The organism is Myxococcales bacterium, assembly GCA_016717005.1.
Classification (GTDB): domain Bacteria; phylum Myxococcota_A; class Polyangia; order Haliangiales; family Haliangiaceae; genus UBA2376.
Window position 1 is genome coordinate 33,874 of sequence record JADJUF010000024.1, and the last position, 23,057, is coordinate 56,930.

The 23,057-nt window shown below is 72.2% G+C and carries 20 protein-coding genes and 1 pseudogene; 8 read left to right on the forward strand and 13 right to left on the reverse strand.

What is annotated here, in order from left to right; genetic code table 11:
- Nucleotides 1-11: 11 nt before the first annotated feature.
- Nucleotides 12-200 carry a hypothetical protein gene (locus tag IPL61_20985; GenBank protein MBK9033707.1) on the reverse strand — a complete coding sequence of 63 codons (189 nt, stop codon included), beginning with the start codon at nt 198-200 and terminating at the stop codon, nt 12-14.
- Between the two features lie 183 nt (nt 201-383).
- Here IPL61_20985 and IPL61_20990 point away from each other — a divergent pair, with 183 nt between their 5' ends.
- The 8 genes from IPL61_20990 to IPL61_21025 all read left to right on the forward strand — a co-directional run bounded on the left by IPL61_20990 (nt 384) and on the right by IPL61_21025 (nt 9,601).
- Entirely contained in the window at nt 384-944 is a 561-nt protein-coding gene (locus IPL61_20990) for a hypothetical protein (protein MBK9033708.1), read from the forward strand.
- A gap of 252 nt (nt 945-1,196) precedes the next feature.
- Nucleotides 1,197-3,239, forward strand: a complete 2,043-nt coding sequence (locus tag IPL61_20995; GenBank protein ID MBK9033709.1) for a serine protein kinase — start codon at nt 1,197-1,199, stop codon at nt 3,237-3,239.
- Between the two features lie 10 nt (nt 3,240-3,249).
- On the forward strand, nt 3,250-3,465 hold the full coding sequence (locus tag IPL61_21000; GenBank protein ID MBK9033710.1) for a hypothetical protein: 216 nt from the start codon (nt 3,250-3,252) through the stop codon (nt 3,463-3,465).
- Nucleotides 3,466-3,490: 25 nt separating this feature from the next.
- Entirely contained in the window at nt 3,491-4,603 is a 1,113-nt protein-coding gene (locus IPL61_21005; protein ID MBK9033711.1) for a DUF444 family protein, read from the forward strand.
- A 40-nt stretch (nt 4,604-4,643) separates the two neighbouring features.
- Nucleotides 4,644-6,101 carry a SpoVR family protein gene (locus tag IPL61_21010; protein ID MBK9033712.1) on the forward strand — a complete coding sequence of 486 codons (1,458 nt, stop codon included), beginning with the start codon at nt 4,644-4,646 and terminating at the stop codon, nt 6,099-6,101.
- 9 nt (nt 6,102-6,110) lie between these two features.
- Entirely contained in the window at nt 6,111-6,974 is an 864-nt protein-coding gene (locus IPL61_21015) for a serine/threonine-protein phosphatase (GenBank protein ID MBK9033713.1), read from the forward strand.
- The gene (locus IPL61_21020) at nt 6,971-7,996 is read left to right on the forward strand and encodes a metallophosphoesterase (protein ID MBK9033714.1); all 1,026 of its coding nucleotides are present in this window, start codon (nt 6,971-6,973) and stop codon (nt 7,994-7,996) included. The genes IPL61_21015 and IPL61_21020 overlap by 4 nt, the downstream gene beginning before the upstream one ends.
- 84 nt (nt 7,997-8,080) lie before the next feature.
- On the forward strand, nt 8,081-9,601 hold the full coding sequence (locus IPL61_21025) for a DUF3943 domain-containing protein (GenBank protein ID MBK9033715.1): 1,521 nt from the start codon (nt 8,081-8,083) through the stop codon (nt 9,599-9,601).
- Between the two features lie 97 nt (nt 9,602-9,698).
- Here IPL61_21025 and IPL61_21030 read toward each other — a convergent pair whose 3' ends face one another.
- The 12 genes and pseudogenes from IPL61_21030 to IPL61_21085 form a co-directional block, all read right to left on the reverse strand.
- A complete protein-coding gene (locus tag IPL61_21030; GenBank protein MBK9033716.1) occupies nt 9,699-10,166 on the reverse strand; it encodes a hypothetical protein in 468 nt (155 codons plus the stop codon).
- Nucleotides 10,151-10,633 (reverse strand): hypothetical protein, encoded by a 483-nt coding sequence (locus IPL61_21035; protein MBK9033717.1) that lies wholly within the window; start codon nt 10,631-10,633, stop codon nt 10,151-10,153. Before IPL61_21035 ends, IPL61_21030 begins: the two co-directional genes overlap by 16 nt.
- Entirely contained in the window at nt 10,630-11,223 is a 594-nt protein-coding gene (locus IPL61_21040; protein MBK9033718.1) for a hypothetical protein, read from the reverse strand. The genes IPL61_21035 and IPL61_21040 overlap by 4 nt, the downstream gene beginning before the upstream one ends.
- A 135-nt stretch (nt 11,224-11,358) precedes the next feature.
- Nucleotides 11,359-11,823 carry a hydrogenase maturation protease gene (locus IPL61_21045; GenBank protein MBK9033719.1) on the reverse strand — a complete coding sequence of 155 codons (465 nt, stop codon included), beginning with the start codon at nt 11,821-11,823 and terminating at the stop codon, nt 11,359-11,361.
- Nucleotides 11,820-13,202 (reverse strand): Ni/Fe hydrogenase subunit alpha, encoded by a 1,383-nt coding sequence (locus tag IPL61_21050; protein MBK9033720.1) that lies wholly within the window; start codon nt 13,200-13,202, stop codon nt 11,820-11,822. Before IPL61_21050 ends, IPL61_21045 begins: the two co-directional genes overlap by 4 nt.
- 160 nt (nt 13,203-13,362) lie before the next feature.
- Complete coding sequence (locus IPL61_21055; protein ID MBK9033721.1) at nt 13,363-13,845, reverse strand: NADP oxidoreductase; 483 nt, start codon at nt 13,843-13,845, stop codon at nt 13,363-13,365.
- 68 nt (nt 13,846-13,913) lie between these two features.
- Nucleotides 13,914-14,639 (reverse strand): (2Fe-2S)-binding protein, encoded by a 726-nt coding sequence (locus tag IPL61_21060; protein ID MBK9033722.1) that lies wholly within the window; start codon nt 14,637-14,639, stop codon nt 13,914-13,916.
- Nucleotides 14,639-16,396 (reverse strand): annotated as a pseudogene (locus IPL61_21065) (NAD(P)H-dependent oxidoreductase subunit E). The gene IPL61_21060 and the pseudogene IPL61_21065 overlap by 1 nt, the downstream one beginning before the upstream one ends.
- 140 nt (nt 16,397-16,536) lie before the next feature.
- The gene (locus IPL61_21070; protein MBK9033723.1) at nt 16,537-17,460 is read right to left on the reverse strand and encodes an NAD(+)/NADH kinase; all 924 of its coding nucleotides are present in this window, start codon (nt 17,458-17,460) and stop codon (nt 16,537-16,539) included.
- A 10-nt stretch (nt 17,461-17,470) separates the two neighbouring features.
- Entirely contained in the window at nt 17,471-18,424 is a 954-nt protein-coding gene (locus IPL61_21075) for an SPFH domain-containing protein (GenBank protein ID MBK9033724.1), read from the reverse strand.
- 383 nt (nt 18,425-18,807) lie between these two features.
- On the reverse strand, nt 18,808-21,306 hold the full coding sequence (locus tag IPL61_21080) for an OmpA family protein (GenBank protein MBK9033725.1): 2,499 nt from the start codon (nt 21,304-21,306) through the stop codon (nt 18,808-18,810).
- 115 nt (nt 21,307-21,421) lie between these two features.
- Nucleotides 21,422-23,005: a B12-binding domain-containing radical SAM protein gene (locus tag IPL61_21085; protein ID MBK9033726.1), complete on the reverse strand. Its 1,584-nt coding sequence runs from the start codon at nt 23,003-23,005 to the stop codon at nt 21,422-21,424.
- Between the last annotated feature and the right edge of the window lie 52 nt (nt 23,006-23,057).

Below are 23,057 nucleotides of genomic sequence, written 5' to 3' on the forward strand. Positions count from 1 at the left end.
CGCTGACCGCACTACTCGCAGGTCTCGGTCAGCTCGTTGCACTGCAACGACAGCAGCACGATCATCCCGATCACCGCCAGCACCGCGATCGCGCCCGAAGCGACCTGGCGGTTGCTGTGCTGCCGGTGGGCGCAGCCGGCGCCGGCCAGCGCCAGGGCCAGGGCCACGGCGCGGCGCGGGGCGCAAGGCGCGGGCGACATGCGGCGATTGTTGCCGTCGCGGCCCGGCGGAGCAAGCGTGCGGCGTCGGGTCGCGGCCGGGGCCGGGCCAGGTGCGGTACGCTCGCGGCGATGTCGCGCCCGATCCTCGCGCTCGTCGCGCTCGCCGCCGCGTGTCGGTCAGCGCCGGCGCCGGCGCCCATCACGGCCTCGGAGGGACCACCCATGCAGCCACCCGCCGCGCCCGCGTGTCTCGAGCAGCTCGCGGTCGAGCACAGCGCCTCGGTGCTGTCGGAGCAGCGCCGCGTCGGTCCGCGCGCCGACGACTTCCAGACCGCGTTCGCCGCCGCGTACCTCGACCCCGACGTGCAGGTGCCGGTCGAGGCCGTGCGGGCCTACCAGATCGGCGCGACGCCGCTCCTGTGGTGGAACGTCGGGCGCACCGCCGCGGTCGTCAACGCCGCGGTGCTGTCGGACCTGGCCGTGGTCGACGCCACCCGGCTCGACGCCGGCGTCGACGCGCCGGTCGGCGGCTTGACCGAGCTGGGCCTGGGCAAGATCGGCGGCCGCGCGCTGGTGAAGTTCTTGCTGCACGCGCGGGTGATCGCGACCTACGTGCACATCGGCGCCGAGCTGTGCCTGACCGACGAGCACGACGGGCCCGACGGCTACCGCGTCCGGGTCACCGGCCACCACACGTACTTCACCAGCTCGAAGCACGTGGTGCCGCTGGCGTTCTCGGTGACGGTCGATCCGGCCGGGCAGATCGCCGTCCACGGCGGCTGAGCGCGGACGGGCGGACGCGGCGGTGGCGACGCGGGTGCCGGGGGCGGCGTCGCGGGCGCGGCGGGGCCCGCGGTCGGCGCCGACGCGGGCCGGGGGGGCGCTGGCGGACCTGCAGCCCGCGACCCGCGCGCACGTCAAGGCGATCGCGGTGTCCATCGACGGCGACGATCGGTCGCGGGGGCGTGAGGCACAGCCTGGGCGGAGCCGGCGCCGGCGGGGCGACGCTGGCGAGGGTCGTGGTAGCCTTGTCCCATGAGCTTGGTCGGTCAGATCGCGTCGCTCCAGAACTACGACGTCTACAAGGAGCTGGCGTGGGAGGGATCCTTCGAGGACTACCTGGACCTGGTCCGGCGTCGGCCGCAGGTCACGCGCAACGCCTACCAGCGCCTGTACGACATGGTCCTGTCGCACGGGGTCGAGGAGTACATCGACAACAAGAAGAAGCTGGTGCGCTACCGCTTCTTCAAGGACGAGCAGCACGGCGGCAAGGACGCGATCTTCGGCCTCGACGTGCCGCTGATGCGCCTGATGAACGTGCTCAAGAGCGCGGCCCAGGGCTACGGCACCGAGCGCCGCATCATCCTCCTGCACGGCCCGGTCGGCTCGGCCAAGTCGACGATCGCGCGCCTGCTCAAGAAGGGCGTCGAGGAGTACTCGCGCTCGCCCGAGGGCGCGCTCTACACGTACTACTGGTCGCTGCCGGGGGAGCTGGGCGAGCTGGCCGGTGGCCAGGACACGTTCCACTGCCCGATGCACGACGAGCCGCTGCGGCTGATCCCGCACGAGTGGCGGGCCGAGACGATCAAGCGCCTGACGCTCGGCAACTCGGACTTCAAGGTCAAGATCGAGGGTGAGGTCAACCCGGCCTGTCGGCTCATCTTCAAGGAGCTGATGCGCCACCACCAGGGCGACTTCGAGAAGGTGATGAGCCACGTCCGGGTCCGCCGCCTGCTGCTGTCCGAGCAGGACCGGGTCGGCATCGGCACCTTCCAGCCCAAGGACGAGAAGAACCAGGACTCGACCGAGCTCACCGGCGACATCAACTACCGCAAGATCGCGGTGTTCGGCGCCGACTCGGATCCGCGCGCGTTCAACTTCGACGGCGAGTTCAACGTCGCCAACCGCGGCATCATCGAGTTCGTCGAGATCCTCAAGCTCGACGTGGCGTTCCTCTACGACCTGCTCGGCGCCACCCAGGAGCGCCGGATCAAGCCCAAGAAGTTCGCCCAGACCGACATCGACGAGGTCATCCTCGGCCACACCAACGAGGCCGAGTACAAGAAGCTCCTGTCGAACGAGTTCATGGAGGCGCTGCGCGACCGCACCGTGAAGGTCGACATCCCGTACATCACGCGGGTGTCCGAGGAGGTGAAGATCTACACCAAGGACTACACCTCGGATCGCGTCGGCAAGCACATCGCGCCGCACACGCTGTACGTGGCGTCGCTGTGGGCGGTGCTGACCCGGCTCGAGGACCCCAAGAAGGGCAACCTCAGCCCGCTGCAGAAGGCCAAGCTCTACGACGGCAAGACCTTGCCCGGCTTCACCCAGGACAACATCAAGGAGCTGCGCAAGGAGGCCGCGCGCGAGGGCATGGAGGGCATCTCGCCGCGCTACATCCAGGACAAGATCTCGAACGCGCTCGTGTCCGAGAAGGGCGAGGGCGCGGTCAACCCGTTCATGGTCATCAACGAGCTCGAGAGCGGCCTGCGCCACCACTCGCTGATCTCGTCGGACGACGTCCGCAAGCGCTTCAGCGACCTGCTCCAGGTCGTCAAGCAGGAGTACGACGACATCGTCAAGAACGAGGTCCAGCGCGCCATCTCCGCCGACGAGGATCTGATCCAGAAGCTGTGCGCCAACTACATCGACAACATCAAGGCGTACACCCAGCGCGAGAAGGTCAAGAACCCGTACACCGGCCAGGACGAGGAGCCCGACGAGCGGATGATGCGGTCGATCGAGGAGAAGATCGACATCGCCGAGAGCCGCAAGGACGACTTCCGCCGCGAGATCATGAACTACATCGGCTACCTCGCGGTCGAGGGCCGGACCTTCGACTACAAGACCAACGAGCGGCTGCACAAGGCGCTCGAGGCCAAGCTGTTCGAGGATCAGAAGGACTCGATCAAGCTGACGTCGCTGGTGTCGAGCGTCGTCGACCGCGAGACCCAGGCCAAGATCGACGTGGTCAAGCAGCGGCTGATCAAGAACTTCGGCTACGACGAGGTCTCGGCCACCGACGTGCTCAACTACGTCGCGTCGATCTTCGCGCGCGGCGACGTCAAGAGCTGAGCCCGGGCCGATGGATCCACGCGGTAAGGCCCCGGTCGCGATCGAGCTCAACCCCACGCTGGCGGAGCTCCTGGCCCGGCTGTGCGCGGAGCAGGGCACCGACGACTACCTGGGCGTCCTGTCGCGCGCGCTCGGGCTCTACGACCTGGCCCAGCGCACCCGCCGCGGCGGCGGCTCGCTGTGCTTCGTCAACGAGCGCGGCGAGGCCGCCGAGGTCGTGTTTTGAAGGCGCCGCTCGGCCGGAGGTTCGCATGAGTCAGCGCATCGACCTCGACCACGGCCGCTTCCGTCAGATCATCCGCGGCAAGATCAAGCAGAACCTCCGCAAGTACATCTCGCAGGGCGAGATGATCGCGAAGAAGGGCGGCGACAAGGTCTCGATCCCGCTGCCGCAGGTCGACCTGCCCCGGTTCCGCTGGGGCGACAAGCAGCAGGGCGGTGTCGGCCAGGGCGCCGGCGACGTCGGCGATCCGCTCGGCGGCCAGCCGGGGCAGGGCCCGCCCGGCCCGGGCCCGGCCGGCGAGCGCCCCGGCGAGCACATGGTCGAGCTCGAGGTCAGCCTGGCCGAGCTGGCCGAGATCATGGGCGAGGAGCTGGCGCTGCCGCGGATCCAGCCCAAGGGCACCGAGAAGATCGTCGCGTGGAAGGACAAGTACACCGGCATCCGCACCACCGGGCCGGAGTCGCTGCGCCACTTCCGCCGCACGTTCAAGCAGGCGCTGCGGCGCCAGATCGCGGTCGGGACGTACAAGCCCACCGATCCGGTGATCATCCCGATCCGCGACGACCGCCGCTACCGGTCGTGGAAGAGCGAGCCGCTGCCGCAGTCCAACGCCGTCATCATCTACATGATGGACGTGTCGGGCTCGATGGGCGACGAGCAGAAGGAGATCGTCCGGATCGAGAGCTTCTGGATCGACACCTGGCTGCGCTCCCAGTACCACGGCATCGAGAGCCGCTACATCATCCACGACGCGATGGCCAAGGAGGTCGATCGCGACACGTTCTTCCGGACCCGCGAGTCGGGCGGCACGATGATCAGCTCGGCGTACAAGCTGTGCGCCAAGATGATCGAGGACGAGTACCCGTCGGCCCAGTGGAACATCTACCCGTTCCACTTCTCCGACGGCGACAACTGGTCGATCGACGACACCCACACCTGCGTCGAGCTGCTCAAGTCCAAGATCCTGCCGCACGTGAACCTGTTCGCGTACGGCCAGGTCGAGTCGCCCTACGGCTCGGGCCAGTTCATCAAGGACCTGGCCGAGCACTTCGGCGACGACGAGCGCGTCGTCACCAGCGACATCAAGGGCAAGGACGCCATCATGGACTCGATCAAGGAGTTCCTGGGGAAGGGCAAGTAGCGTGGCCGGCCCGCGCCGCTTCCCCGAGTACCTGCGCGAGATGCAGGAGGCGATCGAGGGGCACGCCCGCGACTTCGGCCTCGAGTTCTTCCCGATCATCTACGAGGTCCTCGACTACAAGACCATGAACGAGGTCGCCGCGTACGGCGGCTTCCCGATCCGCTACCCGCACTGGCGGTTCGGCATGGACTACGAGCAGCTCGCCAAGGGCTACGAGTGGGGCCTGCAGAAGATCTACGAGATGGTGATCAACACCAACCCGGCCTACGCCTACCTGCTCGAGGGCAACTCGCTGGTCGACCAGAAGATCGTGATGGCGCACGTCTGCGCCCACGTCGACTTCTTCAAGCACAACTACTACTTCGGCAAGACCAACCGCAAGATGATCGACGGGATGGCCAACCACGCGGCGCTGGTCCGGCGCCACATGGAGCGCCACGGCGGCGACCTGGTCGAGGACTTCATCGACACGTGCCTGTCGCTCGAGAACCTGATCGACCCGATGTCGCCGTACATCGCCCGGGCCCGCGAGCCCCGGCCCGACGACGAGCCCGACGACGACGTGCCGCGGCTGCGCGCCAAGCAGTACATGGACAAGTTCATCAACCCGCCCGAGTACCTCGAGGCCCAGCGCAAGAAGAAGGAGGACGAGAAGAAGAAGGCGCGGCGGCGGTTCCCCGAGGAGCCGCAGCGCGACGTGCTCGCGTTCCTGCTGGCCCACGCGCCGCTCGAGCCGTGGCAGCGCGACGTGCTCGAGGTCGTCCGCAGCGAGGCCTACTACTTCGCGCCCCAGGCCATGACCAAGATCATGAACGAGGGCTGGGCCACGTACTGGCACTCGAAGATCATGACCGAGCGGGCGCTGACGACCGCCGAGATCATCGACTACGCCGACGCCTGCTCGGGCGTGCTGGCGACGGCGCCGGGCCGGCTCAACCCCTACAAGCTCGGGGTCGAGCTGTTCCGCCACATCGAGCAGCGGTGGAACAAGGGCCAGTTCGGCAAGGACTGGGACGAGTGCGACCGGCTCGACGTCAAGCGCGACTGGGATCGCCGCCTCGGCCTGGGCCAGCGCAAGATCTTCGAGGTCCGCCGGCTGCACAACGACATCACGTTCCTCGACGAGTTCTTCACCTTCGACTTCTGCGTCGAGCAGAAGTTCTACAGCGTCGGCTACAACGAGAAGTCGTCGAGCTACGAGATCCAGTCGCGCGAGTTCGCCAAGGTCAAGGAGCAGCTCCTGCGCTCGCTGACCAACCGCGGCCAGCCGTTCATCTACGTCGAGGACGGCAACTACGACAACAAGGCCGAGCTGCTCCTGCGCCACCGCCACGACGGCGTCGACCTCGACCTCGGGCAGGCCAAGGACACCCTGCGGGCGCTGGCCCGGGTCTGGACCCGCCCGGTCAACCTGCTGACCCGCGTCGACGGCAAGGGCAAGGTCCTCCGGTGCGACGGCGACACGCTGACCGAGAAGTCAGCCGAGTACCCGGGCTAGGCGGACGCGATGCGACTCCTGGCCTGGGCCAAGACCGACACCGGCAAGAAGCGGGACCACAACGAGGACAGCTACCTGGTCGCCGAGGACCTCGGGCTGTTCGCGGTGGCCGACGGCATGGGCGGCCACCAGGGCGGCGAGCACGCGTCGAAGCTGTCGCTCCAGGTGCTGTACCAGCGCGTGGCCGAGGCCCGCGGCGATCTGGTGACCGCGGCCAAGGCCATCGAGCAGGAGCGGCGCGAGCAGATCATCGAGCGCATGGCGGCGGGCGGCGACGGCGACACCTGGGGCGGCAACACGCCGACCAGCCCGCTGATCGAGATGGTCGTGCCGCCGGCGGTCGCGGTGATCCGCGACGCGGCCCGACGCGCCAGCTGGGCGGTGTTCGACGCCGCGCTGGGGAGCCCGCACCTGCGCGGCATGGGCACGACCCTGACCGCGATGCTGTTCGCCGACGACCGCGTCCACCTGTGCCACGCCGGCGACTCGCGCTGCTACCTGATGCGCGACGGCACCGTCCGCCAGCTGACCGACGACCACACCTGGATCGCGGAGCAGGTCAAGAGCGGCACGATGACCGAGGCCGAGGCCAAGCAGTCGCGCTACCGCCACGTGATCACGCGCTCGGTCGGCTTCGAGCGCGAGGTCGAGACCGACACCCGCACGATCGCGGTCGAGGCCGGCGACTGCTTCCTGTTGTGCTCCGACGGGCTGTCGAACCACCTGGGCAGCGGCGAGCTCGAGCGGATCCTGGCGTCGACCTGGTTCCGGCGCGCGCCCCAGCGCCTGGTCGATCTGGCCAACCAGCGCGGCGGCGACGACAACTGCACGGTGATCGTCGTCCTGGCGGCCAACGACGCGGGCCCGCCGTGACCCGGCGCGGGCGCGCGCTGGCGCTGGCGGCGCTGGCGATCGGCGCGTGCGGGCGCGACGCCAAGCGCGAGGTCGCGCCCGAGGCGGTCGTGACCGGGCCGCGGCCGGTGCCGCCGGGCACGCCGGGGCCGAGCCAGGGTGCGCCTGCGGTCGCCGCCGACGCGGTCGCGCCGGCGTGCGGCCTGCCGGCCTTGGCCTGGCGTCATCCGGCGGTGCCGCGGGTCGTGGCCATCGGCGACGTCCACGGCGATCTCGCGGCGATCGCCGCGGTGCTCGAGGCCGCGGGCGTGGTCGACCGCGCCGGCGCGTGGATCGGCGGCGCGACCTGGGTCGTGCAGACCGGCGACGTGCTCGATCGCGGCGACGACGAGCAGGCCATCCTCGACTGGTTCGAGCGGCTCGAGGTCGGGGCCGCGGCCGCGGGCGGTCGGTTCGTGTGGCTGCTCGGGAACCACGAGCTCATGAACGCCGCGGGCGATCTCCGGTACGTGACGCCCGGCGGCTTCCGCGACTTCGAGGACGTGCCCGACCTGCCGCTGGCGCGCTTCGCCGACGTGCCGACGCAGGCGCGGGCCCGGGTCGCGGCGCTGGCGCCGGGCGGGCCGTACGCCAAGATCATGGCCGGCCAGGGCCTGGCGGTCGTGGTCGGCGACACGGTGTTCGTCCACGGCGGCATCCGGCCCGGCAAGGCCGCGGGCATCCCGGCCGACACCAGCGGCGCGCGCTGCTGGCTGGCGGGCGACGGCGCGCCGCCGCGGGCGCTGACCGATGACGAGGGCCCGCTGTGGGATCGATCGTACGCCCAGGGCACGCCCGACTGCGCCGCGCTCGACCAGGCCCTGGCCGAGCTGGGCGTCGCCCGCATGGTGGTCGGGCACACCGTGCAGCCGAGCGGCATCTCGAGCGCGTGCGACGACAAGGTCTGGCGCATCGACGTCGGCCTCGCCAAGCTCTACGGCGGTCCGCACCAGGCGCTCGAGCTGACCCGCGCGGGCGCCAAGATCATCACCGCGCCGCCCTGATTCGCGCCGAGCCGCAAGCCTTGCGCGCCTGGGTTCTTCCCGACGGCCCCTTGCGCCGGCACGGATCGTGAAGACCCTCTGACCGTGCGCAGGTGCCTCGCCCTGGTGATCGCGGCGACGTTGCTGCCGAGCGCGGCGCGCGTCGCGAGCGCCCAGGCGCCGCTGTGGCTCGACGAGGGACACCCGGCGCCGCAGGTCGGCGCGACCGATGACGAGATCGACCGGCCGCTCCCGACCTCGTGGCGCTGGCCACGGTTCCTGGCCGAGGAGTTCGCGGTGCTGGCGGTGCCGGCGACCTACTACTTCGCGACGACCAACCTGCAGCGCGAGGACTTCGAGCTGGCGTGGGACTGGCCGAGCTGGAAGACCAAGCTGACCTCGTTCGACGCGGTCTCGCTCGACACCGGCAACTGGACCTCGAACACGTTCCGCCACCCGTTGCACGGCGCGCTGGCGTACCAGATGGCCCGGGCCAACGGCTTCACCCCGATCGGCTCGACCGTGGCCGACGTCGCGGTGACGATCATCTGGGAGTACCTGGTCGAGTACCAGGAGCAGGTCTCGCTCAACGACGTGGTGACCAACACCGCGGCTGGCTTCCTGATCGGCGAGCCGATGTTCCAGATCGGCTTCATCGGCGAGGACGACGGCGACGACTCGGCGTGGCTCGCGGTCGGCGCGCTGGCGTCGCCGGTGCACCGGCTCCACGTCGGCACCGGCGTCCGGTCGTGGCGGCAGCGGCGCAACTCGTGGCGACGCCTGGAGTTCGAGCTGGCGGGCGGCGCGTTCGCGCCTGGGGACGGCGTGCGGCGGGAGGCTCGGCTGGGCGTCGAGGTCGACCGGCTCCGAGCCCCACACCACACCACGCCCGGCACCGGCACGACCCGCATCCGCGCCGCCGGCTGGTCGTCGGCGGCAGCGTCGGTGCGGGTCGGCGCCGACGGGCTGACCAACACCCGCTTCGACACGCTCACCGACTACGTCGGCTGGCTCACGCGGACGATCGACGCCGAGGGCCGAGGCACCAGCTGGTCGATCCAGGTCGCGGGCGGGTTCCACTACGACACCCGCCAGCTCGACGGCGGCGAGTGGGATCGCCAGGCGGTGTTCCATCTGGTGGGCCCGCGCTTCACGGCCGGGCGCTGGGCCGGGCCCCAGCGCTACCTGGCGCTCGAGCTGGCCGGCTACTACGACGTCGGCGCGATCCAGGCGTACGGGTTCGGGCCGACGCTGCCGTTCGCGCCGTTGCCGCAGACCGCGGTGCTGCGCACGCGCGGCTACTACTACGGGTCCGGGGCGTCGGTCACCGCGCGCCTGCGCATGGCGGTGCCGCCGTGGTCGCTCGACCTCGACGGGATCGCCGGGCAGCTGTGGTCGATCGACGGCTACGATCGCTTCGAGCTCGACGGCGGCCCCGACGATCCGCACGGCGTCACCGACACCCGGGCGCGGGGCCGGCTGACGCTCGGGCGGGCGTTCACGGTCGCGCCGTGGGCCCGGCTGACGCTGGCGCTCGAGGCGTCGCTGCGGCGGGGCACGTGGCAGGAGTACGATCGCCGCCAGCGCGACCTCGGCCTCGAGGTCGGCCTCGCGATCGAGCGCTGATCGCGCTGGCGGGGGCGGGCCAGGACGCTCCGGCTGGGGCGATCCCCGCCGCGGGGCGAGGGCGCGTGGTCGAGGCGCGGCGGCGCCGGCGACCGGGTCACGGCAGCGTCACGTCGAGCCACACCGGCCAGTGATCCGAGCCGGCGACGCTGCGCTCGACGTGGGCCGGGCTGACGACGAGGCCGCGGGTGTAGATCGCGTCGAGCCGCGACTCGACGCCGTACTTGCGCTCGGTCGGCCCGACGTCGGCCGCCGGCGCGTCGAAGCCGAGGCTGGCCATGTAGTCGTCGAGGATCGGCGCCTGGTCGGTGTCGACGGTCTGCGCGGTCGGCACCAGCGGCACCGTGCCGTCCTGCCACAGGTACGGGTTGGTGTTGACGTCGCCGGCCACGAGCACGGTCGGCGGCAGATCGATCACCGCGGGGCGCAGGTGCAGGATGCGGTCGGTGATGTTCAGGCGGGTCTCGAGGTGGACGTCGACCACCGGCAGCGTGACGTCACCGAGCTGGATGTCGGCCCGCAGCGCGATGCGCTGCTGGCCGTGCTCGATCATCGGCAGCCACATCGCCGCTGGCGCGGTGATCGGATAGCGCGACAGGATCGCGAGGCCGTGGGTGCCGTCGGCCTTGGGCCGGCCCGGGACGTAGAGCCAGCGCAGCCCGAGCTGCTCGCCCAGCCGCTGGCGCGCGCCGCCGGCTCGGTCGGGTAGTCCTCCTCCTCCTGGATGAGGTAGATGTCGGCGCTCGCGATCGCCGGGTTGCCGCGGATCGCGGCGGCGAGGTTTTCGGGGTCGCCGCCCATCTCGACGTTGAAGGTGACGACCCGCACGGTCATCGGTCGCGACACCGGGATCATCGCGTCGACCGGCGCGCCGACCTTGGGGGCGAGGCGCCCGGTGATCGTCTCGACCTCGACCCACTCGGCCGACGGGCCGACCTCGAGGCCGCACCCGCACGCGAGCGCGAGGGCGAGCGCGAGCGCGAGCAGGACGGTCAGGTGAGCGCACCCGCGCAGGCGTGCGGTCGCGCTCACAGGGTCCACCCGAGCGCGACGCCGAACCACGGCGCGACGCCGCCGCGGCCGGCCTCGACCATGCCGAACACGCGCACGAGCACGCCGTGGCGGTACTCGTAGCCGCTCGCGAGCTGACCGCCGATGCCGTTCGAGCTGGTGCCGCTCCACTCCGGCACCGGCGACGGCGTCACCAGGCGGGCCAGGTGCGGGCCGGCCTCGACGAACCAGCGGTGGCGCGCGCCGCCGCCGACCGGGTACAGCGTGACGAACGGGCTGAGCGAGTAGAGGCGCTGGCCGTCGACGAGGTTGAACGACGCGACCGCGCCGACGCCCCAGCGGCGATCGAGCTGGTAGCCGTAGCCGAGCCCGCCGAGGCCGCCGCGGCCCATGCCCTCGAGGTAGATGGCGTGGCGTCGCGTCGGCGGCGCGGGCGCGTCGGTGCCGTCGTCGGCGCCGCCGTCATCGGCCGAGGCCGCGGGCCGCGCGGCGCTGTCGGTGAGCGCGGGCGTGGTGGTCGCGACGCGCGTGATCGGATCGGCCGCGGCGCTCGCGCTCAGCAGGGCGACGGCCGCCAGCGTGGCGGGGCCCGCCAAGGTGTACTTCTTCACCGACCTAGAATAGTCAACGCACCACGATTGACCATCTGAAAAAATTGCGCGCGCGCGCGCGCGTCGGTGGCCGCGGCGATCGTCGACGGTGATGAGCCGCGCCGGCCGCCGACCGAGCTGCGTCGGCGCGCGGGCTCACGCCGCGGGCGCGGTGTAGGCGAAGGTCACGAACCACGCCAGCGCCGCGTCGAGGTGGGCGCGGGCCGCCGGCGACAGGTCGTCGCCGAGCTCGAACCCGTGGCCGCGGATCGCGAGGACCCAGGCTGGCGGGGGCGGGCCGAACGCGTCGGCGTGGGCGGCCAGGAGCGCCGCCGGGGCCAGCGCGTGGGTGAGCGCGCGGCGATCGGCCGCGGCCACCACCGGCGTCACCTCGAACGGCGGCGCCGCCCGCACGCTGGCGTCGACGAACACGACCCGGGCCCGGCCGGTGAGGTCGAGGGCGTGCTCGATCTGGAGCTGGAAGTCGGTGAGCAGCTCGAGCGCGCCGGCGGAGATCTGATCGGCCAGCGCCAGGGCGGCGAGCTCGACGAAGCGCGGCCCCAGCGCGTCGTCGCCGCGCGACGGGTTGCCGATCCCCAGCACCAGCAGCGGCGCGATCACGCCAGGTGCTCGCCGTCGCGCACCCGGCGCCCGACCACGGCGCCGGTGGCGTCGATCACCTCGATGGCCAGCGGCATCTTGCCGAGCGCGTGGGTCGCGCACGACAGGCACGGATCGAACGCGCGGATCGCGACCTCGATGTGGTTGAGCAGGCCCTCGGTCGGCTCGTGGCCGTCGAGGTGCTCGCGCGCGACCTGCCGGATCGCCTCGTTCATCGCCTGGTTGTTGTGCGTGGTCGACACGATCAGGTTGCACATCGTGACCAGATCCTGGGCGTCGACCTCGTAGTGGTGGATGAGCGTGCCGCGTGGCGCCTCGATGATCCCGACGCCCGAGGTCGCGCGCGGGCCGCTGGTGGTCAGCCGGTCGCCCAGGAGCGCCGGCGCGTCGAGCAGCTCGGCGATGACCTCGGCCGCGTGCAGCAGCTCGATCATCCGCGCCCAGTGGAACCCGAGCGGCGCGTGCATGATTCGGCCGGGGCTGGTGGCCAGCCAGCGCTGCCGCGCGGCCTCGGCGCGGGGCGTGCCGATGCGGTCGCAGTTCTGCAGCCGCGCCAGCGGGCCGACCTTGTACCAGCCGTCGTCGGGGCCGAGCGCCTCGATGAACGGGAACTTCATGTAGCTCCACGACCGGACGTTCTCGCGCAGGCGGGCGTGGTAGTCGACGGCGGCGACGCCGTCGAAGATGAGCGCGCCGTCGGCGTCGCGCGCCCGCAGCACGCCGTCGTACAGATCGAGCTCGCCGTCGTGGCCGACCATCGAGAGGAGGTTGCTGCGCACGGTGCCGAACCGCGCGTAGGTGTCGGGGTCGCGCGCGTGCAGCGCGGCGATCAGGTCGACGCCGGCCTCGGCCCAGGCCAACGTCTCCGGCACCGCCGCGCGCACGAGGTCGCGCTCGGCCGCGGTCACCGCCTTGTTGACGCCGCCGGCGATCGCGCCGGTGCCGTGGACGCGCTTGCCGGCCGTGATCCGGATGATCTCCTGGCCGAACTTGCGCAGCAGGATGCCGTGGCGGGCCAGGTCGGGGTAGTCGGCGAGCACGCCGACCAGGTTGCGGCGACCGACCTCGCTGGCGAAGCCCAGCACCAGATCGGGCGAGGCCAGGTAGAAGAAGTGGAGCGCGTGCGACTGCAGGATCTGGCCGTAGTGCATGAGCCGCCGGACCGCGTCGGCGGTGGCGGTGAGGCGCACCGCGCCCACCACGTGGTCGAGCGCCTTGGCCGCGGCCAGGTGGTGGCTGACCGGGCAGATGCCGCACAGCCGCTGCACCATCACCGGCACCTCCCAGTACGGGCGGCCCTGGATGAAGCGCTCGAAGCCGCGGAACTCGACGATGTGCAGCCGGGCCTGGCGGACGCGGTGGTGCTCGTCGAGCAGCAGCGTGAGGGGGAGGGCCTGGCGACAGGCCCTCTGAGACTCAGAGCTTGTAGCGTATTCGGTTGAGCACCGAGTCGCGCGCCGGGAATCTCGCGTCTTGGGTGGGGGCCCCGTCGGGGCCTGCCCCCGATGGGGGAGGGTTCGGCGACGAACCCTCTGGCTCTCAGTCGTAGCGGAGCTGGGCCGGCGTCAGGTGGGGCGTGCGGCCGGCGATGAGGTCGGTCAGGAACTGCCAGATGATGTCGGCGGACGGCGGGCACCCGGGCAGGAAGTGATCGATCTCGACCACGTCGTGGAGCGGGTGGACCTGGGCCAGCGGCAGCGGCAGCTCGGGATCGTTGGGGATGAAGCCGCGCTCGACGCCGAGCCCGGTCAGGTAGACCGTCTGCAGGCAGTCACGGATGTCGAGGTGGTTGCGCTGGGCCGGCAGGCCGCCGGTGATCGCGCACGCGCCGAACGCCACCAGGACGTCGCACTGGCGCCGGAACGTGCGCAGCACGTGGACGTTGTCGGCGTTGCACAGCCCGCCCTCGATGATGCCGAGGTCGCACCGGGCCGGGTGCTTGAGATCGGTCAGGGGGGACGCGTCGAGCTCGACCAGCTCGAGCAGATCGACGAGGCGCTCGTCGATGTCGAGCAGGGACATGTGGCAGCCGAAGCACCCGGCCAGCGAGGCCGTCGCGACGCGCAGCTTGCGGGCCGGGGCGTCGACCGTCACGGCTCCTCGGGCGTCGGCGCGGTGGCGTACTCGGCGACGGTCTGGTGATCGAACCGGCGCTCGCCGATCGGCACCAGGAAGCCACGGCGCTTGCGCAGGATCGCGCCGACCGGGCACACCGTCATCGCCTTGTCGTCGACCGACAGGTCGGTGTCGGCGAGGCGGCCAGACTCGGCGTTGGCGATGATGTGCTTGGTGATGCCGCGCCCCGACAGCGCGAACACGTCCTTGTGGTCGACCTGGGCGCTGGCGCGCACGCACAGCTCGCACAGGATGCAGCGGTTGCGCTCGAGCAACACGTCGGGGTGGGACGCGTCGAGCGGTCGGGTCGGGAACAGCGGGTTGTAGTGGCCGGTGGTGACCCCGAGCTCGGCGCCGACCGCCTGCAGCGTGCACGCCCCGCTCTGCTCGCACGACGGACAGAAGTGGTTGCCCTCGGTGAAGAGGAACTGCACCAGCTCGCGGCGCAGGCCGTCGAGCTCGGGGGTGCGCGCGGCGATCACGTCGCCGCCGCGGGCCGGCGTGGTGCAGCCGGTGGCGTGACGGCCGTTGACCTCGATCGTGCACACCTTGCAGCTGCCGTGCGGCGCGAACTCGCGGTGGAAGCACAGGTACGGCACGTAGTGGCCGGCGGCCAACGCCGCCTGGACCACGGTCTGGCCAGGCGTGAACGGCACGGCCACGCCGTCGAGGGTGAAGGTCGGGAGCGGCGGGGCGGTCATCACGGGCCTCGATCCAGGTGCGCGCCGGCGTCGTCGCGGGCGGTGACCTCGCGCGCCGGCGCGAGGGACTCATCCAGATCGAACGCCGGGCTGCCGGCCCGATCGCGGTTGCGGGCGTCGAACGCCGGCCGGAACTTGGCGAGCGCGTCGAGCACGGGGTTGCCGGCGGTGGCGCCCAGGCCGCAGTGGCTGGTCGCGCGCATGAGCCGCGACACTCGGATCAGATCGTCGACCTCGCGGCGCCCGCCGTGGCCGGCGCAGATGCGCGTCATGAGGTGGTGGTTGAGGGTCGTGCCGACCCGGCACGGGGTGCAGAAGCCGCAGCTCTCGTGCGCGAAGAACCGCGCGAAGTTCGCGACCACGGCCAGGATGTCGCGCCGCTGATCGAACACCATCACGGCGCCGGCCGACGGCACATCGTCGAACGCGATCGCGCGGTCGAGCTCGGCCGCCGCCAGCAGCGTGCCCGAGGGCCCGCCGACCTGGACCGCCTGGACGTCGACCGCGCCGGCCGCGGTCACGACCTCGCGCACGGTCACGCCGAACGGGTACTCGTACAGCCCGGGGCGCGCCACGTCGCCCGACACCGACAGGAGCTTGGTGCCCGCCGAGCTCGGCGTGCCGACCGCGCGGAACCAGGCCCCGCCGTGGACCGCGATCAGCGCGGCGGCGGCGAGGGTCTCGACGTTGTTGACGACGGTCGGGCGCTGGCGGTAGCCGTGCGTGACCGGGTAGGGCGGCCGGTTGCGGGGGATGCCGCGCTTGCCCTCGAGCGACTCGAGCAGGGCCGACTCCTCGCCGCACACGTAGGCCCCAGCGCCCACGTGCAGCTCGATGTCGAACTCGAAGCCGGCGCGCCCGGCGACGTCGGCGCCGAGCAGGCCGCGGCCGCGGCGGCTCGCCAGCGCCGCCTCGATCGGCGCGATCAAGAACGGGTACTCGCCGCGCAGGTAGATCAGGCCGCGGCTGGCGCCGACCGCGAGGCCGGCCACGGTCATGCCGTCGAGGACGAGGTCGAGGTGGTGCGCCAGGAGCTCGCGGTCCTTGAACGTGCCGGGCTCGCCCTCGTCGGCGTTGCAGACGACGTAGCGGCTGGGCCCGGCCGCCTCGGCGCACGCGTCCCACTTGGTCGCGGTCGGGAACCCGGCGCCGCCCCGGCCGCGCAGCCCCGCCGTCCGGACCTCGGCGCGCACGCCGACCGGGCCGCGCGCGATGGCGGCGGCGATGCCGTCGCCGGCGGCGAACGGTGTGCCCAGCAGCAGGTCGCGGCGCTCGATGTGGCTGTCGATGCGGAACAGGTTCTCGGGCCACTGCGCGACCGGCGAACCACCGCGGATCAGCGCCGCGATCGCGCCGATCCGCTGCGGCGTGAGGCGCCCGATCGCGCGGTCGTTGACCAGGAGCGCGGGCCCCTGATCGCAGAGCCCCGTGCACGAGGTCAGCTCGACGCAGATCTGGCCGTCGCGGCTGACCTGGCCGGGCTCGACGTGGAACCCGTCGAGCAGGCGCTGCATCAGCGCCTGGCTGCCGGCGAGCTGATCGGTGACGTTGTCGCTGAAGCGGACCCAGAACCGACCGCGCGGCTCGGTGGCGAAGAACCCGTAGAACCCGGCGACGCCCTCGACGTGACCGCGCGGCAGGGTCAGGGCCTCGGCCAGGTCGCTGATGACGTGGGGCGCGATGTGGCCGTGCGCGGCCATGACGTCGCGGAGGACCTGCACCAGGCGGCCACGGTCGTGGTGGTGCCTGGCCACGATCGCGCTTAGATCTCGATTCACTGGCGCGACTCCGTCGCCCCGCGACCGTAGCACCTGGGGGCGCTGGGGCGAGGTGGATCTCCCGCGCGGTCACCCGACCACCAGCTGGGGCGCGGCGGCGAGGTGGACCGCCGCCGCGGTCACCCGACCACCAGCCGCGTGCGCTGCGCGGCGGCGGCGATCGTGACCCGCGCGCCGCTCGGGAAGGCCAGCGCGTCGCGCTCGACGCCGTCGGAGAAGATCACGCCGCCCTCGGGCATGTGCGACTCGATCGTGAGGCTGGCGCCGGCCGGCAGGAGGCCGGCGACGACGGTCGCGTGCGAGGCCTTGCTGACGTACGGCTCGCGCACGACGTACGCCAGGCGCGGATCGTCCCAGCCGAGCGACGGCGCCGGCCCGACCGAGCCGCCGGCGAACGCGGCCAGGCCCCGGGCCATCGTGAACATCGACGACAGCCACCCGGTCGAGCCGGCGCCGGTCGCGATCAGCACGCCGCTCGACGACTGCACCTCGGGCTGACCGCCGACGGCGATCGCGTAGCGCGCCGAGACGTGGGACCGCGCGCCGACGAACAGGTCGTTGAAGGCGAGCAGGCGCTGGCCGTCGCCGAGCCGGGCCTCGGCCAGCGTCACGGCCCGGGTGCGGGCGCGGCCGCCGAGCACGCGCGCGACCGCGGTCCGGGCTTGCTCGACCGCGAACGGCAAGAGCACGCCGTCGAACCGCGCCGGGTCGGGGTTGACCGCGACCACCGGCTGGTCGCCGACGTACTTGGCGACGTTGGCGACGAGGCCGTCCTGCCCGACGGTGACGATCAGGTCGCTGGGCGCGAACAGGTAGGTCGGCACGACCGCGCGCTCGAGGTGCTGCTGCTTGAGCCCGAGCTCGTCGAGCCCGCGATCGATCGTCGCCAGCGCACCGCGGTAGGTGTCGTCCTCGCGCTGGTAGTCGGCGAAGTCGCCGCCGGTGCGCTCGATCGCGTAGCGGGCCTGGCCGCGGCTGCCCCAGCGCTCGAGCAGCTGGGCCAGGCGGGTCTTGCGGGTGACGACGACCAGCTTCTCGAACACGGCGTCCTCCTCACTTGCCCATGAGCGTGCGCAAGAGGTCGGGGCTCATGTTGAGCTCGCCGATCTTCTGCGCGTTCTCGGCCAGCTCGCGGAAGGCCAGGGCGATCGAGGTGCGCGCGTCGCCGCCCGAGGCCGAGATCGCCGTCAGCGTCTTCCAGTCGACGCTCTTGATCGGCGTCAGCAGCGCGTCGATCGCGTAGGCCTTGCTGTCGGCGTCCTGCTTGTCGTTGGCGACCTTGGTGCCGATCAGCACGGTGCGCTGCTCCTCGATCGCGATGTCGGCGGCCAGGGCCCGCTCGCGCAGCTCGCGCTGCTTGGCCGCGACCGCCAGCTCGGTCTCGAGCTCGCTCTCCTTGATGATGCGCTCCTGCTCGACCGCGGCGTTGCGGCGGGCGTAGATCGACTCGTCGGCCTCGCGCTGGAGCTGCTCGCGGGTGGCGGCCTCGAGCGCGCGCGCCATGTCGGGGCTCGGCCGCGCGCCCAGGACCGACAGCGCCAGGACCTCGACGCCGAGCATCGCCACCGCCGGTGACGTGCGCAGGCCCTCGGTGACCTCGCGCACCAGCCGCTCGGTCGCGGTCAAGGCCTCGCGCAGGCTCAGGCGCCCGACCACCGCCCGCCCGAGCACCTGCGCCGCCTGGACCAGGCGCTCCTCGAGCTTGTCGGGGTCGTCGGAGCGGTGGCGGCCGCGGTCGTCGACCGAGTAGTCGAGCAGCCCCGCCAGCTTGCCGGGCTCGCTCACCCGGTAGGTGAGCTGGCCCTGGATCGTGATCTCCTGGAAGTCGGCGGTGGTCTCGCTCCACACGAACGGGATGTCGGCGCTGCCGGCCGGCACCAGCACGACCGTCGAGGTCGGCCGGTAGTACAGGAACGACAGCCCGGCGCCTTGGCGCTTCACGCGGCCGCCCTTGTAGTGGAGGACGTAGGTGGTGGGAGGAGCCTTGAGGTACGCGATACCGAGCATGGCTTCATGTTAGTGTCATCTGGACACAATGCAAGGCGTATTCTTGACACGATCAAAGGGGCGGAGGGGCCCGATCCGGAGCCGGCCGGAAGCGGAACCGGAGCCGGAGCCGGGCCGGAGCCGGGCCGGAGCCGGAGCCGGAGCCGAGCCCGGGCCGGAGCCGGAGCCGGAGCCGGAGCCGGAGCCGGAGCCGGAGCCGGGCCGGAGCCGGAGCCGGAGCCGGAGCCAGAGTCGGAGCCGGCACCGGAGCCGGAACCGGAGCCGGAGTCGGAGCCGGAGCCGGCGTTCGGAAACCGGAACCAGAACCCGGCGCCGAGACCGGCGTCTGACCAGGAGTCCGCGCCGGAACCCGCCGCCGCCGCCCGCCCGCCCGCCGCCCCCCGCTACTGCAGCTTGAACTCGACCCGGCGGTTCTTCGCGCGCGCGGCCTTCAGCTTGGAGCGCTTGAGGCCGTCGATCATCACCGCCGGCGCGGTCTCGCCGTAGCCCTTGGCGGTCAGGCGCGCCGCGTCGACGCCCTTGCCGATCAGGTAGGTCCGCACCGACTCGGCCCGGGCCTGGGACAGCGCCAGGTTCGAGTCATCGTCGCCGTCGTCGTCGGTGTGGCCCTGGATCTCGACCTTGAGGTCGGGGAAGCCCAGCAGCGCCTTGGCCGACTTGTCGAGGAGCTTGAACGACTTGCGCTCGATCTCGGCCGAGCCCTTCTTGAAGTTGATGCCCTTGACCGTGCCGCTGAACTGCTTGAGCGGCGCCGGCACCGAGTCGGGGCAGCCGTCCTCGTCCTGGTACCCGTTCTTGGTCTCCATCTCGTCGGGGCACGTGTCGTTGGCGTCGGCGATGTCGTCGCCGTCGCTGTCGGCCGGCGGCGGCGGCGGCATCGCGGCGGGCTCGGGCTGGCTGCCGAGGCTGTCGGCGATGCCCGGCGCGGTGGTGACCGGCGCGCTGGTGCCCGGCGCGCTGGTCGCGCCCCGGCGACTGCGCGGCTGGACCTCGGTGCCGGCCGGGCAGGTCAGGCCGGGCGGGGCGTCGGCGCGCTCGCTGATCAGCACGCCGATCGTCGCCGAGCCGGCGTCGGTCAGGAGCGTCAGCGCGGCCGGGTTGACGCCGCGGCTGACCACGCGATCGCGGATCGCCGCGGCCTGGCGGTCGGCCTCGGCCTTGGTCTTCGCGATCACCGCGATCGTCCACTTCGTGACCTGGCGCTGCTGCAGCATCGTCAGCGCCAGCTGGTCGACGATCAGGTTGCCGCCGCGATCCAGGCCGCGGCGGTCGAAGCTCGGCGCCCGCAGGAACCCGATCCGGTCGTCGCTGACCTCGAGCAGGAGCGCGCCGCCGTCGTCGTTGCACCCGTCGAAGTCATCGAAGCCGTTGATCGACTCCATCTCGTTGGGGCACTGGTCGTCGGCGTCGAGGATGCCGTCGCCGTCGTTGTCGAGCTCGGGGCAGCCGTCGGCGTCGTCGAACCCGTCCTTGTCCTCGGCGCACAGCGGGCACTGGTCCTCGTCGTCGGGGACGCCGTCGCCGTCCTGATCGGGATCCGGGCAGCCGTCGTCGTCCTCGAAGCCGTCGAGATCCTCGGGGTCGACCGGGCACTGGTCGACGGTGTCCATCAGGCCGTCGAGATCGGCGTCGTGCTTGTCCGACGGGCAGCCGTCGGTCGGGAACGGCTCCTTGTGATCCTCGGGGTCCATCGGGCACTTGTCCTCGAGGTCCTTGATCTCGTCGCCGTCGTTGTCGTACTCGGGGCAGCCGTCGTCGTCGTCCCAGCCGTCGAAGTCCTCGCTGACGTCGGGGCACTTGTCGTGGGCGTCGTCGCGGCGGTCGCCGTCGTTGTCGTCGTCGGGGCAGCCGTCGCCGTCCTCGAAGCCGTCCTTGTCCTCGGCGGCGTTGGGGCAGCGGTCGCGGTTGTTGGCGACGCCGTCGCCGTCGCTGTCGCGGGTGTCGGGCGCGTAGCCGACCGACACGAACAGCCGCAGGTCGGGCGAGCCGATGCCGCGGACCACGCCGGCGCCGCCGCCGATGACGACCGCGACCGCCTGGGTCGCGTTGATCCGGGCGCCGCCCTCGACCTCGACCGGGCTCTGATCGAGATCGAGCCCCTCGAGCCCGGTGCGGCCGAAGGTCTCGGCGACGAGCGCGAACCGATCGACCGGGCGGTAGTTGAGCGCCGCGCCCCAGGTGAGCTGCTGGCCGACGGTGCTCGCGTAGATCGTGCGCGGCTTGCGGAAGATCAAGCCGACGTTGGCGCCGGCCGACAGCTTGCCGTCGGGCGAGGTCCACTGGGCGATGCCGCGGCCGCGCAGGGTCGGCAGGTCGTCGCCGATGAACTTCGAGCCGCCGGTGCCGAAGCTGGTGGGCAGCGTGGTCCCGAGCGCGACGGCGAGGCCCAGCGCGCCCTGGCGGTAGGCCTGCATCTTGACCTCGGCCCGGAGATCGCCGGTGCCGCTGATCTTCAGGCCCTCGGGGTCGGGCGCGGCGGTGGTCGGCATCAGGCCGTCGCCGGACATCTGGAACGTCATCGGCAGGCTGACGCCGAGCTGGAACCGGTCGTTGAGGCCGTAGGCCACCGACAGATCGCCCGCGAGCACGCGCTCGACGACCGCGGTGCGCTGGCCGGTGATCGTGTCGTCGCTGTCGTCGACGTCGTAGACCGTGAACGGGTTCGACAGGAACGTGACCAGGAAGTCGAACGTGACCTGCTTGGGCGCCATCAGCGAGGCGTCGGCGACCGTGAAGAAGGTCTTGGGGCCGATCGCGTAGTCGAACAGCTGGACGTCGATGGCCGGGTCGAACGGCGGCGTGGCTTGCGCCTGCGCCAGCGTCGCCGCACCACCGAGCCCGGACAGAAACACGACGCGCGCAGCAGTCCCCCGGATGCTCATCACTGGCCATTGTAGCCCCGGTCGCGGGCGGCCCGAAAGCCCCGGGGTGGGGTGCGGGCCGGGTAGCACCCGCGGTGGGCCGGGTGTGGGTGTGGCGGTCTCGGGGCGCGTCGAGTCACGCCGTCGGGGCCGGTCGCGGTCGGGCGCGATCCCGCGGGCCCGGCGGCACCGGCAGATCGACGGCGACCTCGGTCGGGCGTGGGATCGCCTCGGCGGCGGCGCGGATGCGGGGCACGACCTGCTCGGCGGTGTAGCGGATCAGGTGCTCGCCCTGGATCGCCTTCTCGATCGCCCACGACGTGAACGCCGGCGACTTGCGGATCGCCGCGCCGAGCAGCTGCCAGAACTGACGCCGGCGCCCGCCGCGCACGCCGAGCTGCCAGACGGCCCGCGCGGCGATGCGCGCGCCGCCGGCGCGGACCCGCGCGGTCGGGGTCGGCGCCAGCGCCAGGTGGGCCAGGCAGCGCGCCAGGTAGGCGTCGGGCGAGTAGATCTCGGCCAGCAGGTCGGCGTAGCCGGTGAGCAGCGCCCGCTCGTCCATGATCGGCACGAAGTTGGTGTGCGCGTACTGATCGCCGCCGCCCGACGTCCGCAGGCGACCGGCCTGCGCGAGCCGGCGCCACAGCGCGGTGCCCGGCAGCGCGGTCAGCAGGCCGACCATCGCCAGCGGGATCGGCGCCGCGGCGAGGAACCGGCGCTGGGCCGCGAGCGCGCTCAGGTCGTCGCTGTCGAACCCGACGATGAAGCCCGACATGACCTCGAGCCCGCCGCGGGCCAGGATCGCGACCGCCTCGGCCGGCGCCATGCGCAGGTTCTGGGTCTTGCCGACGCCGCGCAGCGCCTCCTCGGACGGCGTCTCGATGCCCAGGAACACCGCGCCGAACCCGGCCCCGACCATGCCGCGCACGAGGTCGGGCTCGCCCGCGAGATCGACGCTGGCCTCGGTGTAGAGCGCCAGCGGCCAGTCGTGCGCGACCTGCCACGCGGTCAGCGCCGGCAGGAGCGTCGCGACCTCGCGCCGGTTGCCGATGAAGTTGTCGTCGACCAGGAACACCGTGCCGCGCCAGCCGAGCTGGTCCAGCGCGTCGAGCTCGGCCAGCACCTGCGCCGGCGCCTTGACCCGCGGCACCCGACCGAAGATCTCGATCACGTCGCAGAACTCGCACCGGAACGGACAGCCGCGCGAGTACTGCACGCTCATCGACGCGTAGGCGGTGAGGTCGAGCAGGTCGTAGCGCGGCAGCCGGGTCTGGGCCAGGGCCGGGCGCGCGCTCGGCGCGGGCACGACGCCGTCCGTGACGCCGGTGATCGCCTGCCACAGCTCGTCGTCGCGGCCCTCGACCTCGCCGCAGAACACCACGTCGGCCGCGGCCAGGTCGTCGGGCGCGGTCGTGGCCGCGGGCCCGCCGACGATCGTGCGACGCCCCAGCCGGCGCGCGCGCGCGATGAGCTCGAGCATCGACGGCAGCTGGATGCGCATGCCGCCGATCAGCACCACGTCGGCCCAGGCCAGCGCGGCGTCGTCGAGCGGCGTCACCGCGAGGTCGATCAGCCGGACCTCGGCCGACGCCGGCAGGTGCGCGGCGACGGTGATCAGGCCCAGCGGCGGCAACGTCGCGCGCTTGGCGATGATCGGCAGCGCGTGCTGGAAGCCCCAGTAGGTGATCGGGAACGCCGGGTGAGCGAGGAGGATGCGCATGCCGCCACGGTGCGCGTCCGCACGTCAGGATGACGTCACGACTCCGGCACGG

Excerpts from the sequence above, each read along its gene's own strand:
- IPL61_20985 (MBK9033707.1), bottom strand. The coding sequence starts at position 200 with ATGTCGCCCGCGCCTTGCGCCCCGCGCCGCGCCGTGGCCCTGGCCCTG.
- IPL61_20990 (MBK9033708.1), top strand. The coding sequence starts at position 384 with ATGCAGCCACCCGCCGCGCCCGCGTGTCTCGAGCAGCTCGCGGTCGAG.
- IPL61_20995 (MBK9033709.1), top strand. The coding sequence starts at position 1,197 with ATGAGCTTGGTCGGTCAGATCGCGTCGCTCCAGAACTACGACGTCTAC.
- IPL61_21000 (MBK9033710.1), top strand. The coding sequence starts at position 3,250 with ATGGATCCACGCGGTAAGGCCCCGGTCGCGATCGAGCTCAACCCCACG.
- IPL61_21005 (MBK9033711.1), top strand. The coding sequence starts at position 3,491 with ATGAGTCAGCGCATCGACCTCGACCACGGCCGCTTCCGTCAGATCATC.
- IPL61_21010 (MBK9033712.1), top strand. The coding sequence starts at position 4,644 with ATGCAGGAGGCGATCGAGGGGCACGCCCGCGACTTCGGCCTCGAGTTC.
- IPL61_21015 (MBK9033713.1), top strand. The coding sequence starts at position 6,111 with ATGCGACTCCTGGCCTGGGCCAAGACCGACACCGGCAAGAAGCGGGAC.
- IPL61_21030 (MBK9033716.1), bottom strand. The coding sequence starts at position 10,166 with ATGTGGCTGCCGATGATCGAGCACGGCCAGCAGCGCATCGCGCTGCGG.
- IPL61_21055 (MBK9033721.1), bottom strand. The coding sequence starts at position 13,845 with ATGTCCCTGCTCGACATCGACGAGCGCCTCGTCGATCTGCTCGAGCTG.
- IPL61_21060 (MBK9033722.1), bottom strand. The coding sequence starts at position 14,639 with ATGACCGCCCCGCCGCTCCCGACCTTCACCCTCGACGGCGTGGCCGTG.
- IPL61_21075 (MBK9033724.1), bottom strand. The coding sequence starts at position 18,424 with ATGCTCGGTATCGCGTACCTCAAGGCTCCTCCCACCACCTACGTCCTC.
- IPL61_21080 (MBK9033725.1), bottom strand. The coding sequence starts at position 21,306 with ATGAGCATCCGGGGGACTGCTGCGCGCGTCGTGTTTCTGTCCGGGCTC.
- IPL61_21085 (MBK9033726.1), bottom strand. The coding sequence starts at position 23,005 with ATGCGCATCCTCCTCGCTCACCCGGCGTTCCCGATCACCTACTGGGGC.